Source organism: Paenibacillus albicereus (assembly GCF_012676905.1).
In the GTDB taxonomy this organism is placed as follows: Bacteria; Bacillota; Bacilli; order Paenibacillales; family Paenibacillaceae; genus Paenibacillus_O; species Paenibacillus_O albicereus.
In genome coordinates this window covers 2,835,451-2,848,754 of sequence record NZ_CP051428.1, presented here as the reverse complement: position 1 = coordinate 2,848,754, position 13,304 = coordinate 2,835,451, and the positions used below count along the sequence as shown (strand labels likewise).

Below are 13,304 nucleotides of genomic sequence, written 5' to 3'. Positions count from 1 at the left end.
TAATGAAGGGGTTGAACGATAGCTTACGGAAAAGAGGGAAACCTATGTCGATATCCCCAAGCGTCAAACTGACGTCCTTGTCCAGCAAGGGAGGCTGCGGCTGCAAGATCGGACCGGCCGACCTGTCGCAGGTGCTGCGCCAGCTCCCTCCGTCGGTGCCCAATCCCGACCTGCTCGTCGGGCTCGATACGAGCGACGACGCCGGCGTCTACCGGCTGAGCGCCGACATGGCGCTCGTGCAGACGGTCGATTTCTTCACCCCGATCGTCGATGACCCGTATGCGTTCGGGCAGATCGCCGCGGCCAACGCGATCAGCGACATCTACGCGATGGGCGGCAAGCCTCTGACGGCGCTGAATATCGTCGCCTTCCCCATCCAGGCGCTGGACAAGTCGATTCTGGCCGACATCCTGCGGGGAGCGGGCGACAAGCTGGCCGAGTCCGGCGCGACGCTGCTCGGCGGACATTCGATCGACGACAAAGAGCCGAAGTTCGGCATGGCCGTCACGGGGCTGGTGCATCCGGACCGGGTGCGGACCAATGCCGGCGCGAAGCCGGGCGACGCGCTGCTGCTGACGAAGCCGATCGGCGTCGGCATCTACACGACGTCGATCAAGAAGGATCAGCTTTCGCCGGACGAAGTCGCGCAGGTGACCCGCGTCATGTCGATGCTGAACCGCCGCGCCGCCGAAATCATGGACGGCTACGACGTGCATGCGTGCACGGACGTGACCGGATTCGGACTGCTCGGCCATGCGATGGAGATGGCCAAAGGCAGCGGCGTCGGCCTGACGATCGTCAAGGACGACGTGCCGGTGCTGCCGCGCGCCCGCGAGCTGGCGGAAGCCGGCTTCATCCCCGGCGGCACGCGCAACAACCATGCGCATGTGAGCCCGTCGGTCGATTTCGCCGACGAGCATGACGAGATCGACCGCCTCATCCTGTGCGATGCGGTCACGTCGGGCGGCCTGCTGATCGCCGTCGGCTCGGAGCAGGCGCAGGCGCTTCTCGCCGAGCTGCGCGAAGGCGGCGTCGAGGCCGCCCTCATCGGCGAGGCGTCGGCCGAGCAGGCCGGACGGATCCGGACCGTATAACCGTATTATAGAGAGAGAAGGAATGGCGATGTTTCAGGACTTGACCGTACCCAAGCTGCGGGACATGAGGGACCGCAAGGAGCTGACGATCGTCGACGTCCGCTCGCCCTCGGAATTCGCGGAGGCGACGATTCCCGGCAGCGTCAACATCCCGTTCTTCGACGACGCCGAACGGGCGGAGGTCGGCACGCTGTACAAGCAGCGCGGCATGGCGGAGGCCAAGCGGCGCGGGCTCGAGCTCATGAGCGCCAAGCTGCCGGCGTTCATCGGCGAATTCGCGGCGTTGCCGGGCAAGATCGCGCTGTTCTGCTGGCGCGGCGGCGGCCGCAGCCGGACGACGGCGACGCTGCTCGGCCTCATGGACATCCACTGCTACCGGCTGGCGGGCGGCTACCGCGAGTACCGCCGCTGGGTCGTGGAGACGCTGGAGACGTACCGGCTGGACAAGCCGGCCTACGTGCTGCACGGCAATACCGGCACCGGCAAGACGGCGATCCTGCGCCAGCTCGCCTCAGAAGGCTATCCGGTCCTCGATCTCGAGGGCTTCGCGAGCCATCGGGGCTCGATCTTCGGCGAGGTCGGGCTGCGGGGGAGCAACCAGAAGACGTTCGACGCCGAGCTGCTGGAGGCGCTGCTGCGCTTCGAGCGGGCGCCATATGTCATCATGGAGGCGGAAAGCCGCCGCATCGGCAAGTGCTCGATGCCGCAATTTTTGATGGATGCGAAGGAAAGCGGCGTGCCGATCCGGCTCGAGCTGCCGATGCCGGTGCGCGTGCGGCATATCGTGCAGGACTACCGGCCCAAGGAGCATAAGGACGCCTGCCTGCACGCGTTCAAGGTCATCAAGCCGCGCATGCACACGCCCGTGGCCAAGGAGATCCAGGCGAGCATCGAGCAGGACCGATTCGACGTCGCGGCCGAGCTGCTGCTGGAGCATTACTATGATCCGCGCTACGAGCATGGAGCCGACCGCTACGACCAGGAGCGGGAGAAGCTCGTGCGGGCGCGCACGGAGCAGGAGGCGCTCGACGGCGTGAGGGCGGCTTTGCCGGACGCGACCTGAATCCGCTGCTTCCGGATCCGGGACGAGGCCGTGTCTGCTCGGCTTCGTCCCGTGTTTTTTGTGGCGGGCGGATCGGCATGTCGAGTAGAGCTGCTTGCTGGAATTGCCGGTTGAATAACGTCCGGACGCAAAAAAGCGAGGCCCCCTTGCGGGGGCCTCTTTCATGGGAGAGGAGAAACCGGACGAAGAGCTTATGGGGAAACGTAAGCCTTCTCCGCGGTGTCTACGGCATCTCTCGACGCCGGTAATACAAGGATGTCCGCCCCCACGGCGGCTTATACATGCTTCTTTCCAAAAAATTTGCGATAAGAAGAAAAAAGACGAGGCCGAGAGCACGCTCCCGGCTTCGTCCTCATCCTGCGGGCCTTGCGAGGAGGCTGAGCGGCGGCTTTGCCGCGCTTGCTCCTGCCGTGCCTGTGCTTGGAGGGACGAGAGCGCTGCGCCTGCTCTCGTCCCGCCCGGGCCGTGCCTGTGCGATACGCCCCTTACTTCAGCAGCCACAGAGCCGGCACGTTCGGCGGCTCCCAGCCTTGCAGCGACGTGTGCGGCTGGCGGCAGGAATACGTCTTTCCGCCGTACGTCACGAGGTCGCCCGTCTTGTAGCTGACGCCGGCGGCCCATGCCGCAGCGCCGGAAGCGGCATCCGTCGTCACGGTCAGCGAGGAGGCGGCGGACAGGTTGCCGGCGGCGTCCTTGGCCTTGACGGTGAAGGTGTAGGCGGTGTTCGGCGTCAAGCCGGAGACCGCGTAGCTCGTGCCGGACGTCTCGACCGACGTCGAGCCGTAGGCTACCACGTAGCCGCTCACGCCGACGTTGTCGGTCGAAGCGCTCCAGCCGAGCGTGACGCCGGTGGACGACTTGGCGGTCGCGGCGAGCGAGCCCGGCGTGGTCGGAGGCGTCGTGTCGGTGGACGGAGCGTTTGTCGTGACGGCAAGCGGCGAGCTGGCGGCGGAGAGGTTGCCGGCGGCATCCTTCGCCTTGACCGTGAAGGTGTAGGCGGTGCTGGCCGATAGTCCGGTGACGGTCGCGGACGTGCCGGTCGTCTCGAGCGAGCTGCTGCCGTAAGAAACGACATATCCCGTTACGCCGCGGTTATCCGTAGAAGCGCTCCAGGCGAGGCTGACGCTCGAGGCGGTCTTGGCGGTCGAGACCAGGCTGCCCGGCGCGGTCGGCGCCTGCGTGTCCGGGGCGGTCGGCGCGATGGCGTTCAGGTACGCGCGATGCTGCTTGGAGAATTCGAAGTTGTTGAATTTGTCCCAGTTGACCGACCAGGTCATGAGGCCGCCGAGGTTGGGGTAGCCCGTGGCGCTGCCGCGCGTCTTGTACGTGCTCAGCTGCTGGCCCTTGATGAGGGCATCCAGCGCCTTCTGCACCTCGGCGACGGACGTGAAGCCGCCGCCCGCGTTGCCGTTCGCCGGGAGGCCGAGCAGCACCTGCTCCTGCTTGAGCGCGGGGAAGAACTGGGCCGCGTTCTTGGCGACGGGGAATCCGGTCAGCAGCATGTCGGCCATGGCGACATGGAAGTCGGCGTTGCCCATCGTATGGTACTGGTCGTCCAGGCCGGTGATCGGACCGGAGTTGTAGTTCTGCACCTGCAGCCAGTCCAGGATGTCGCGTGTGGCGTAGATGACCGGCAGGTAGGCGCCGGCGCGGCTGTCGCAGCTGATGCAGCTGCCGCCGTAGAACGAGTAGCCGAGCTGCACGAAGAACGTCTCCGGCGCCATCGTCAGCACGAACTTGTCGCTGCCGTAGCGGCTGTTGATCGTCTTCAGCGCGTCGATGAGATTGACGATGACCGGCGTTTTCGGATTTTTGAAGTCCGAGTCTCCGGCGTTCAGATACAGGGAATGGCCTTCGAAGTCGACGTCGAGGCCGTCGAAGCCGTACTTGTCGATGATGCCGGAGACGGTGCTGACGAACGTGTCCCGGGCTGCGGTCGAGGCGAGCTGCACCTGGCCGTTCGCTCCGCCGATCGAGATGAGCACCTTCTTGCCTTTGCTCTTGAGATAGGCGACGTCGGCCTTGAAGTCCGCTTCCGTATAATTGTACGGAGCGAAGCCGATGTTGCCGGTCGCGCTGCCGCCGACGGGCTCGGCGAAGCTGACGTTGATGACGTCGAAGTCGGGCGACACGTCGCGCAGGCGGATGAAGCCGGAGCCGTTGTCGAAGTTGTGCCAGTAGCCGACGATCTTGTAGCCGCCGGCCGGGGCGGCATCGACGGCTTTCGGAGCGGACAGGCTTGCGGCGCTCAGGCCGGCCGCGAGCGCGAGGGACAGGCAGGCGGCCGCGAGGCGGCGCGGCAGCCGGAACCGGGGTAGGGTCAAATGATTTTCCTCCTTTGGATTGGGAAATGAGTTCCCTTCCATTATCCGGCGGCCCGCGCGGGCCGGTAAGGGGAAAATCGCTTCGACGGAGGGACAAATTCCGCCGGTCCTGCCGTCGGAAAGCGGCCTTGGACGGGGGCTCCGTCCGCTTGGCGGAGCTTCTCCCCGCGACGCTTGCCGCGATCCGAGCCAGCGCTTTCATCGCGCGACGCGGTTGTGGTACGATAGGAAGGCCATTTTGGCGGCGATTCGCCGCAAGCAACAGGAGGAGCGGACCACGATGAGAGTGATCGCGGGCGAAGCGAAAGGGCGCGCGCTCAAAGCGGTGCCCGGCATGAATACGAGGCCGACGACCGACAAGGTCAAGGAAGCGATCTTCAGCATGATCGGTCCCTATTTCGACGGAGGCTGGGCGCTCGATCTGTTCGCCGGCACGGGAGGCCTCGGCATCGAAGCGCTGAGCCGGGGGATGGACAAGGCGGTGTTCGTCGATATGGACCGCGCGAGCGTGTCGGTCGTGCGCGCCAACGTCGCTGCGGCCGGCATGGCCGCGCGGGCGGAGATTTACACCAATGAGGCGGGACGAGCCGTCAAGGCGCTGCAGAAGCGGGGGCAGCGGTTTTCGGCCGTCTTTCTCGATCCGCCCTACCGGCTGACGCATATGGACGAGCTGATCGCCGACCTCCAGGAACGGGAGCTGCTGGCGGACGATGCGGTCGTCGTCGTGGAGCACGACGCTTCCCATGCCTATCCGGAGCGGATCGGGGCATGGCGGCAAGGCAAGCGGGCAGAGTATGGCGAGACGGCGGTCACGGTGTACCGACGGGGCGAAGACGGGAATACGGAGGCTGCAGATGGACAAGAACGATAGGCATCAAGAAGAAGCGGGCCGCGACGAAGCGGCGCCGATGGCGGCGGGAAAGGGGCGCATCGCGGTCTACCCGGGCAGCTTCGACCCGGTCACCTGCGGCCATCTGGACATCATCCAGCGGTCGGCGAGGCAGTTCGACACGGTGATCGTCGCCGTGCTCAACAACACGAGCAAGAATCCGCTGTTTTCCGTGGAGGAGAGGAAGCGGCTGCTGGCGGAGATTACGAAGGATATCCCCAATGTGGAGATCGACAGCTTCCGCGATCTGACCGTGCGGTTCATGCGCTCCCGGGACGCGCGCACGATCGTGCGGGGCATCCGTTCGGTGACGGACTTCGAGTACGAGCTGCAGCTGGCTTCCATGAACCATCGGCTCGACGAGGAGATCGAGACGATCTTCATGATGACCAATCCGAAATATTCCTATTTGAGCTCCAGCATCGTCAAGGAAATCGCCCGGTTCCAAGGCAGCGTCAAGGATCTGGTGCCGCCTGCGGTCGAAAGGGAGCTGCTGCTCAAATACCCGGACCGGCCTTTGTAAGGCCGGTTTTATTCGTCCCTGCGGCGCGGCTGGAGGACCGGCTGACGGGCGCCGCATCGCCGAAGACGCCTTGCGTTTAGGCGCCGGACCGGCCGGGACGGCGCAGGCGGGTCGCCAGCGCGGCCGCGGCCGAGAGCAGCAGCAGCGCCGAGGCGAGCGCGGCGGCGAGCGGCAGCTGCAGCAGCAGCGCGCCGCGCAGCACGTCGCTCCAGGCGCCCGGCTCCTGGAGCAGCCGCTGCGCTTCGGCGAGCCAGCCGGCGGCCGGCGCGCCGCCTGCGCCGGCGAAGGCGGGCGCGGCAGCGCCGCCAAGCGCCGACAGCGGCCGCCACAGCAGCAGCGCGAGGCCGCCGGAATAGGCGGCGGCGAGCAGGCGCGCGGCGGCGAGCGGGAGCAGGCGCAGGCCGCCGTCGCTGGCGGCGGCGCCCGCCTGCAGCAGCGCGCACAGCCCGCCCCAGCCGAGCGCGGCGGCGAGCGCGGCCGCCTGCAGCAGGGAGGCGGGCTCCGGCGCATGCCAGCTGGCGAGGGCCGCCGCGCCGAGATGCGCCTCGGCCGCGGCGGTCAAGCCGGGGCCGGCGATGGCGGCGGGCAGCAGCGGCTGCAGCAGGCGCAGCAGCACGGAGGCGAGGATGATGAGGCCGCCTGTCGCCATGAGCTGCTGGACGGCGCCGCTCACGCCGTCGCCGAGCGCCTTGCCGAAGCTGCGGCCGTCGCGCAGGCGGCCGTCCTCGACCGCGTGCAGGAAGCGGACCGCGGCCGAAGGCTTGCTGCGGGAGGGAGGCGCTCCGCCAGGCAGCGCTCCGCTGGCGCCCTCCGTGCCGGGAGCGACGCGCGGGACGCCGCCCGTCGCGCCGTCCGTTACGACGGCTCCGCCCGGGGCTTGCGCGCCGTCCGAGCCCGTCGCTGCCGACTCCGACTCCGACGCCGGACGAGGCGCGAAGAGGCTCGTCGTCCAGGCGGCGAGCAGCGAGCCGGCCCAGAGGAGCGGCAGCAGCAGCAGTCCGAACAGCGGCTGCTGGAGGAAGCCTGCGCCGAGCACGACGATGACGAACAGCGGATTCGGCGAATGGACAAGCGCGAGCAGCCGCTGCCCCTGCGCCGGAGTGAGGCGCCCGGAGCGCACGAGCCCGGCTGCCGCGCTCGAGCCGGCCGGGTAGCCGTTCGTCCAGCCCTGGACGAGCGCCCAGCCGGCTGCCCCGGGCAGGCGGAGCAGCCGCATGAGCGGCGCGAGCAGGACGCCGAGGCCGTCCACGAGGCCGAAGGCGAGCATGAGCTCGGCGAGCACGAGAAAAGGGAGCAAAGCGGGGAAGACGAAATTCCACCACAGCGAAAGTCCGGAAAGCGATGCCTGGAAGGCCTCGGACGTGCCGCCGACGATGGCGGCGACGACGAGGATGGCGGCGCAGGCGGTCACTAGGGTACGGAGCATGGGGCGATCCTCCTTCGATCTGGGACGGGCAGGCTCCTGTATGTATACGCGCCGGAGGACGGGCTTAGAAGAAGAGGAAGGCGGGAGGAACGAGCATGCTGCGGAAAAGGACGGAACTTGCGCCGCGCCGGGCGCTCCCCCGCTGGCTGCCCGCGCTGGCGCTTGCGGGCATCGTCGCGGCCGCCGTGCTGCCGAAGCCGTATTACGTGCAGACGGCTGGATTCGCGCGCGACGCCGAGCCGCTCATCCGGGTCGGGACGGCCGCCGGGACGGGCGCTGCCGGAGAGGCTGCCGCGCGAGAAGGGCCGGCATGGCTGTACACCGCGGTCAAGCTGGAGCGGGCGAGCTTGCTCCAGGCGGCGTATGCGGAGCTGACGGGACGCGGCGACGCGCGCGCCGTCCGCGCGGTGCTCGGCGGCGAGACGGAGGACGCCTACCGCAAGCGCATGGACGAGGCCATGCGCCAGGCGCTGCTGGAGGCGGCGCGGGCGGCGGCGGGCGAGGCCGAGCGGGGATGGATCGAGGAGATTAGGGAGGAGACGCCTGAGCCTGAGCGAGGCGCGCCGCGATCGGAGCCGGACTCGCGGCCGATCGGCCGGGTCGTCGGGGACGGCTCGTCTGAGCCGATCCGCTTGGGGCCTGCGGGGGCAGGCGGTCCGTCCGCAGGCCTGATGGCCGCGCTGTCGCTGTACGACCGGCTGACGCCGGAAGCCGACCTGCTCGGAGGCAGGCGCATCGCGGGCACCGGGACGATGGACGCGGAGGGCCGCATCGGAGCGGTCGGGGGCGTGGGCCGCAAGGCGGAGGCGGCCTCCGCGGCCGGCGCCGACCTGTTCGTCGCGCCCAAGGCGGAAGCGGGCGAAGCGGCGGAAGCGGCGCGTCGAGCCGGAGGGGGCATGATGATCGTCGGCGCGGATTCGCTCGGCGAGGCGGTCGATCTGCTCCGGCAGAGGTGACGTTCCCTGCGAGAAGGAAACACGTCTCGATCGGTGCTGATACGGCTCGGCGGTCCGCCGAGCCGGCCGGGCCGGACGTCCATCGACGGCGCCTGCGCCTGCCGGGAGGCGCAGGCGCCGCTTTGGCCGTCCGCTAGAGGCGGATCGGCGGCTCGTAATAGTCCCGCAGCAGCCGCTTCGGGTCGCGGCAGCCCCCGCCGGCGGCATGGACCGCCGTGCCGCGGACGTCGAGCTCCAGCAGCGGCAGGCCTTCCGCCCGCGCCGCACTCGTCAGCACCGGCGCCGAAGCCTCGCGACGCATGCGCGCGAGCAGCTCGCGGCCGCGCGGCGTGAAGCCGAGCACGCGAAGGTAGCCGGGACCGGCGGCCAGACGCTCGCGGCTGAGCTCGGAGGCGCGCAGGTTCAGCAGCACGCCGAGCAATGCCCGCTGCAGCCTCGTGCGCGTGTAGCGCTTCGTCTTGACGGCGGCGAGCAGCGGCTCGAAGCCGAGCTCCGGCAGCCCGGCGAGCTGCGCGGCGATCCGCCGCTCCAGTCCCTCGCCGAAGCCGAGCGTGCCTGCCAGCGAGGCAGGCGGCTCCGTGAGCAGCCGGTGCAGCAGCTGCGGAAAGTAGTCGTCCCATCGCCGAGGCGCCTCTCCGGCGGCAAGCTGCTCCTCCACGATGCCCAGCGTCGAAGCCGGCACGTAGCGCGCGATGCCGGACGCGCCGCCGGCCTGCTCCAGCATGCGGCGGATCGCGGTCGCGCTGGCGATGGAGCCGCTGCCGGCCTCCTCATGGTAGCCGGCGCCTTCGCGGCGGATCGTGAGCGGCTGCATGCGGCCGCCGAGCCGCTCATGCGCGAGCAGATAATGCAGCCCGAGCGTCATGTTCGGCTGCGCGAGCTCCTCCGCCGCGAGCGGCGGGAATTCCGCGCCGCCCTCCCGGCGCAGCAGCTCCGCAGCCGCCGCGGAATAAGCGGTCGGATACGGAAGCCCGCGCTCCAACCCGGATGCGAGCGCCGCGCGGAACGAATCCGGCTCCTCCGCGAGCAGGCGGGCGGCGGCCCGCAGCGGGCCGAGCTCGCCGCTCTCGCTGCCGAAGCAGAACGCGTCGACGACGCCCGCCGCCTCGAGCGTCCAGACCGCGCCGTAGGCGAACCATTCGGCTGGCTGCACGGCGTAGGCGAGCGGCAGCTCGAGCACGAGATCGACGCCGCCTTCGAGGGCGGTGCGGGTTCGGGCCCACTTGTCCATGAGCGCGGGCTCGCCGCGCTGCAGGAAGCTGCCGCTCATGACGGCGACGGCTGCGTCGGCTCCGGCAGCCTCCTTCGATTTTTGGAGATGATAGGCATGGCCATGGTGAAAAGGGTTATACTCGACGATAAGGCCTACAGTCCGCATCCTGGCACCTCGATTCGGTCAGCGTTTTCATTCCTAACTATAGCATGGCCGGCTCGGAGCGGTGAATGACAAGGAGATTTGGTTGACAAATAGCTTCTAGGCTCGATATAATAAATTTTGTTTGTTTGGAGTGATCTTATGGAATTTCGTGTCATGGAAGTCGTGTCTAAAGGACAGGAGCCTAGCTTCCGGGAGAAGCTGGATGTGACCGAGCTGCTGCAGGACCGCAAGGACGTCGTTTCGGCCAAGCCTATGTCCGTGGAGCTTGACGTGCGGCCCTACGAGGGCACGGCGCAGGTGGCCGGAGAGCTGCGCGCCGACGTGACGATGGTCTGCTCGCGCTGCCTGGAGCCGGTGGAGGAGCATCTGCGCATCCCGATCGAGGAGCGCTTCGCGCTCGCCACGATGGTCAAGGATCCGGAGGCGGACGAGGATCTCATCCTCGTGAAAGAGGACAAGGTCGACCTTCAGCCTTACGTGGAGGGCACCCTGCTCATCTACCTGCCGATGGCGCCGCTTTGCAGCGACGACTGCAAGGGGCTTTGCCCGGATTGCGGAACGAATTTGAACGAGCAATCATGCGGCTGTTCCAGGGATGTCATCGACCCCCGGTTCGAGGCGCTTAAAAAGCTGCTGGAGTAGAAGCGGCTCATGATTGAGGCAACGCCGATCTTTGAAGGAGGTGTTAGACAATGGCAGTACCACAACGCAGAACGTCCAAAACGCGCCGCGACAAACGCCGCACGCACTTCAAGCTGACTGTGCCGGGCATGGTGAAATGCGAGCAGTGCGGAGAGCTCAAGCTGGCTCACCATGTTTGCAAAGTTTGCGGATACTACAAAACCAAAGAGGTTATTTCCCAATAGTCCTCTTCCGTCCCGCAAGGGAAACGAAGCGCCCGCCGTCATGGCGGGCGTTTTTTTGGTTTGCGGGCTGATGGCAATTCTACTATACTGAATTGGTACCAGGTGTTAAACTTCGGAATCGTGCATAGGGATAAGATCAAAGGTGGTGCAGGTCATCGAACGCCTTCCGAAAAAGCAGCGGCATCAGCAGCTACTGAAGCATATGGAGGACAACCCCTTCATGACGGACCGCGAGCTGACCCGCCTGCTGAAAGTAAGCATCCAGACCGTCCGCCTGGATCGGATGGAGCTCGGCATCCCCGAGCTTCGGGAGCGGCTCAAGCTGATGGCGGAGCGCTCCTACGATCCCGTCCGCTCGCTGCAGGCGGACGAGGTGATCGGCGAGATCGTCGATCTGCAGCTCGACCGCAGCGCGATCTCGATTTTCGAGATCGGGGAGGAGCATGCCTTCTCCCGCAGCGGCATCGCGCGGGGACATCATCTGTTCGCGCAAGCGAACTCGCTTGCCGTCGCCGTCATCAACGACGAGGTCGCGCTCACCGCGACGGCAGACATCCGCTTCCTGCGGCCGGTCCGCCTCGGGGAGAAATGCATCGCCAAGGCGTATGTACGCCGGGCGGGGCAGCGCAGCAAGGCCAAGGTGGAGGTGTTCTCCTACGTGGGGGACGAGCTGGTGTTCGAAGGCCAGTTCATGATCCACCGCTCGGGCGGCGAAGCGGCAGGCATAGAAGGAGGAGACGAGCATTGAAGATCGCGATTGACGCGATGGGCGGAGACCGCGCGCCTGCGGAGATCGTCAAGGGGGCGCTGGCGGCAGCCCGAGAATGGCCGGATACGGAGCTCGTGCTGGTCGGCGTCCCGGAGGCGATTGAAGCGCATCTGGACGGCTCGCGGCCGTCCAACCTGAGCATCCATCCCGCCAGCGAAAAGATCGAAGCGGACGACGAGCCGGTGCGCGCCGTGCGACGCAAGAAGGACGCCTCCATGGTCGTGGCCGGCCGGCTCGTCCGCGAGGGCGGGGCGGACGCGATGCTGTCCGCCGGCAATACGGGCGCGCTCATGACGACGGGCCTGCTCGTCGTCGGCCGCATGGACGGCATCGAGCGCCCGGCGCTCGCGCCGGTGCTGCCGACGCTCGACAACGTCGGCGTGCTGGCGCTCGACCTCGGCGCCAACATGGACGCGAAGCCGGAGCATCTGGCGCAGTACGCCGTCATGGGCAGCATCTACCGGGAAAAAGTACATGGGATCGCGCGTCCGCGCGTCGGCCTGCTCAACGTCGGCACCGAGCCGGGCAAAGGCAGCGAGCTGACGAAGGCGGCGTTCGAGCTGCTGGAGAAGGCGCCGATCGATTTTGTCGGCAACGTCGAATCGCGCGACGTCATGCAGCGCAATTGCGACGTGCTCGTCTGCGACGGCTTCGCCGGCAACATCCTGCTCAAGACGATGGAAGGCACGGCCGGAGCGATGATGAAGGAGCTGAAGTCCGCCTTCACGAGCAGCCTGCTGACGAAGCTGGCCGCCGCCGTGCTCATGCCCGGGCTCAAGGGGCTGAAGAACAAGATGGACTACGCCCAGTACGGCGGAGCGCCGCTGCTCGGGCTGAACGGCCTCGTCGTCAAGTGCCATGGCTCCTCGGACGCCGAGTCGGTCAAGAACGCCGTCCGCCAGGCGCGGATCGCTCTGCAGGCCCGGCTCATCCCGACGGTGGCCGCTGAGATCAAAGGAAAAGAGGTCCTGTCATGAAGCCCATATCGGTCGGCATCATCGGCACCGGCAAGTACGTCCCCGAAAAGGTGCTTACGAACCAAGACCTGGAGCGGATCGTCGAGACGAACGACGAATGGATCGTCACCCGCACCGGCATCCGCGAGCGGCGCATCGCCGCGGACGACCAAGCGACGTCCGACCTTGCCTACGAGGCGAGCGTGAAGGCGCTGGAGAGCGCCGGCATCACGGCCGAGCAGCTCGATCTGGTCATCGTCGCGACGATTACGCCGGACATGTTCTTCCCGTCTACGGCGAGCCTGCTGCAAGACCGGCTCGGCGCGTCCCGCGCCGCGGCGTTCGACCTGTCGGCGGCCTGCTCGGGCTTCATCTACGGCCTCGCGACGGCCTCGAGCATGATCCAGGCGGGCCTGTACAAGCATGTGCTGCTTGTCGGCGCCGAATGCCTCTCGCGCATCACCGACTATACGGACCGCAACACCTGCATCCTGTTCGGCGACGGCGCAGGCGCGGTCGTGCTGGGCGAAGTGCCGGAGGGCCGAGGATTCCGGTCGTTCGAGCTCGGCTCCGACGGCAGCGGGGGCCAGCTGCTCAAGATTCCGGGCGGAGGCTCGCGCCTGCCGTCTACGGCGGACAGCGTCGAGGCCAAGCAGCATTATCTCAAGATGGCGGGCAACGACGTGTTCAAGTTCGCGGTGCGCGTCATGGGCGCCTCCGCAGAGCAGGCGCTGTCCAAGGCCGGCTTCGGCAAAAGCGACATCGACCTGCTCATCCCGCACCAGGCGAACATCCGCATCATCCAGTCCGCCCTCAGCCGGCTGGAGCTGCCGGAGGAGCGGGCGATGGTCAACCTCGACCGGTACGGCAACGTATCGGCCGCCTCGATCCCGCTCGCGCTGGCGGAAGCGGTCGAGCAGGGCAAGGTGAGCGAAGGCGACAAGCTGCTGCTCGTCGGCTTCGGCGGCGGCCTCACTTGGGGAGCATCCGTCCTCGTCTGGTAAACGGACGTTCCAGCCGCTCGAGCGGCATTCAACCGACAAGCAAGGAAAGGCGGCTT

The 13,304-nt window shown here is 67.4% G+C and carries 13 protein-coding genes; 10 read left to right on the top strand and 3 right to left on the bottom strand.

Features of this window, described 5'->3' with window-relative positions; all coding sequences use genetic code 11:
- The first annotated feature begins 44 nt into the window (after positions 1–44).
- Positions 45–1,094, top strand: coding sequence for a selenide, water dikinase SelD (selD, locus tag HGI30_RS12650; RefSeq protein WP_168907888.1), 1,050 nt, complete (start codon positions 45–47; stop codon positions 1,092–1,094).
- 28 nt (positions 1,095–1,122) lie between these two features.
- Positions 1,123–2,157 carry a tRNA 2-selenouridine(34) synthase MnmH gene (gene mnmH, locus HGI30_RS12645; RefSeq protein WP_168907887.1) on the top strand — a complete coding sequence of 345 codons (1,035 nt, stop codon included), beginning with the start codon at positions 1,123–1,125 and terminating at the stop codon, positions 2,155–2,157.
- 485 nt (positions 2,158–2,642) lie between these two features.
- Here the strand turns inward: mnmH and HGI30_RS12640 are convergent, their stop codons facing one another.
- Positions 2,643–4,481 (bottom strand): fibronectin type III domain-containing protein, encoded by a 1,839-nt coding sequence (locus HGI30_RS12640; RefSeq protein WP_328805109.1) that lies wholly within the window; start codon positions 4,479–4,481, stop codon positions 2,643–2,645.
- A 247-nt stretch (positions 4,482–4,728) separates the two neighbouring features.
- Here HGI30_RS12640 and rsmD point away from each other — a divergent pair, with 247 nt between their 5' ends.
- Positions 4,729–5,352, top strand: coding sequence for a 16S rRNA (guanine(966)-N(2))-methyltransferase RsmD (gene rsmD, locus HGI30_RS12635; RefSeq protein WP_407945042.1), 624 nt, complete (start codon positions 4,729–4,731; stop codon positions 5,350–5,352).
- Between the two features lie 37 nt (positions 5,353–5,389).
- Positions 5,390–5,893: a pantetheine-phosphate adenylyltransferase gene (gene coaD / locus HGI30_RS12630; RefSeq protein WP_168909863.1), complete on the top strand. Its 504-nt coding sequence runs from the start codon at positions 5,390–5,392 to the stop codon at positions 5,891–5,893.
- 76 nt (positions 5,894–5,969) lie between these two features.
- Here coaD and HGI30_RS12625 read toward each other — a convergent pair whose 3' ends face one another.
- On the bottom strand, positions 5,970–7,319 hold the full coding sequence (locus tag HGI30_RS12625; protein WP_168907884.1) for a nucleoside recognition domain-containing protein: 1,350 nt from the start codon (positions 7,317–7,319) through the stop codon (positions 5,970–5,972).
- Between the two features lie 95 nt (positions 7,320–7,414).
- Here HGI30_RS12625 and HGI30_RS23045 point away from each other — a divergent pair, with 95 nt between their 5' ends.
- Entirely contained in the window at positions 7,415–8,275 is an 861-nt protein-coding gene (locus HGI30_RS23045) for a S16 family serine protease (RefSeq protein WP_206109919.1), read from the top strand.
- A 133-nt stretch (positions 8,276–8,408) separates the two neighbouring features.
- Here the strand turns inward: HGI30_RS23045 and HGI30_RS12615 are convergent, their stop codons facing one another.
- Positions 8,409–9,653, bottom strand: coding sequence for a nucleotidyltransferase (locus HGI30_RS12615; RefSeq protein WP_168907883.1), 1,245 nt, complete (start codon positions 9,651–9,653; stop codon positions 8,409–8,411).
- Positions 9,654–9,806: 153 nt separating this feature from the next.
- Here HGI30_RS12615 and HGI30_RS12610 point away from each other — a divergent pair, with 153 nt between their 5' ends.
- The 5 genes from HGI30_RS12610 (at position 9,807) to HGI30_RS12590 (ending at position 13,248) form a co-directional block, all read left to right on the top strand.
- Positions 9,807–10,295 carry a YceD family protein gene (locus HGI30_RS12610; protein ID WP_168907882.1) on the top strand — a complete coding sequence of 163 codons (489 nt, stop codon included), beginning with the start codon at positions 9,807–9,809 and terminating at the stop codon, positions 10,293–10,295.
- Positions 10,296–10,345: 50 nt separating this feature from the next.
- Positions 10,346–10,519, top strand: a complete 174-nt coding sequence (gene rpmF, locus HGI30_RS12605) for a 50S ribosomal protein L32 (protein WP_028597468.1) — start codon at positions 10,346–10,348, stop codon at positions 10,517–10,519.
- Between the two features lie 142 nt (positions 10,520–10,661).
- Complete coding sequence (gene fapR, locus HGI30_RS12600) at positions 10,662–11,267, top strand: transcription factor FapR (protein WP_168907881.1); 606 nt, start codon at positions 10,662–10,664, stop codon at positions 11,265–11,267.
- The gene (gene plsX, locus HGI30_RS12595) at positions 11,264–12,265 is read left to right on the top strand and encodes a phosphate acyltransferase PlsX (RefSeq protein ID WP_168907880.1); all 1,002 of its coding nucleotides are present in this window, start codon (positions 11,264–11,266) and stop codon (positions 12,263–12,265) included. Before fapR ends, plsX begins: the two co-directional genes overlap by 4 nt.
- Positions 12,262–13,248 (top strand): beta-ketoacyl-ACP synthase III, encoded by a 987-nt coding sequence (locus HGI30_RS12590; RefSeq protein ID WP_328805107.1) that lies wholly within the window; start codon positions 12,262–12,264, stop codon positions 13,246–13,248. The genes plsX and HGI30_RS12590 overlap by 4 nt, the downstream gene beginning before the upstream one ends.
- Positions 13,249–13,304 lie beyond the last annotated feature (56 nt).

What these genes read in the sequence shown, in the direction of transcription:
- HGI30_RS12625 (WP_168907884.1), bottom strand. Translation starts at nt 7,319, where the DNA reads ATGCTCCGTACCCTAGTGACCGCCTGCGCCGCCATCCTCGTCGTCGCC.
- rpmF (WP_028597468.1), top strand. Translation starts at nt 10,346, where the DNA reads ATGGCAGTACCACAACGCAGAACGTCCAAAACGCGCCGCGACAAACGC.
- coaD (WP_168909863.1), top strand. Translation starts at nt 5,390, where the DNA reads ATGGCGGCGGGAAAGGGGCGCATCGCGGTCTACCCGGGCAGCTTCGAC.
- HGI30_RS12610 (WP_168907882.1), top strand. Translation starts at nt 9,807, where the DNA reads ATGGAAGTCGTGTCTAAAGGACAGGAGCCTAGCTTCCGGGAGAAGCTG.
- selD (WP_168907888.1), top strand. Translation starts at nt 45, where the DNA reads ATGTCGATATCCCCAAGCGTCAAACTGACGTCCTTGTCCAGCAAGGGA.
- mnmH (WP_168907887.1), top strand. Translation starts at nt 1,123, where the DNA reads ATGTTTCAGGACTTGACCGTACCCAAGCTGCGGGACATGAGGGACCGC.
- HGI30_RS23045 (WP_206109919.1), top strand. Translation starts at nt 7,415, where the DNA reads ATGCTGCGGAAAAGGACGGAACTTGCGCCGCGCCGGGCGCTCCCCCGC.
- HGI30_RS12590 (WP_328805107.1), top strand. Translation starts at nt 12,262, where the DNA reads ATGAAGCCCATATCGGTCGGCATCATCGGCACCGGCAAGTACGTCCCC.
- HGI30_RS12615 (WP_168907883.1), bottom strand. Translation starts at nt 9,653, where the DNA reads ATGCGGACTGTAGGCCTTATCGTCGAGTATAACCCTTTTCACCATGGC.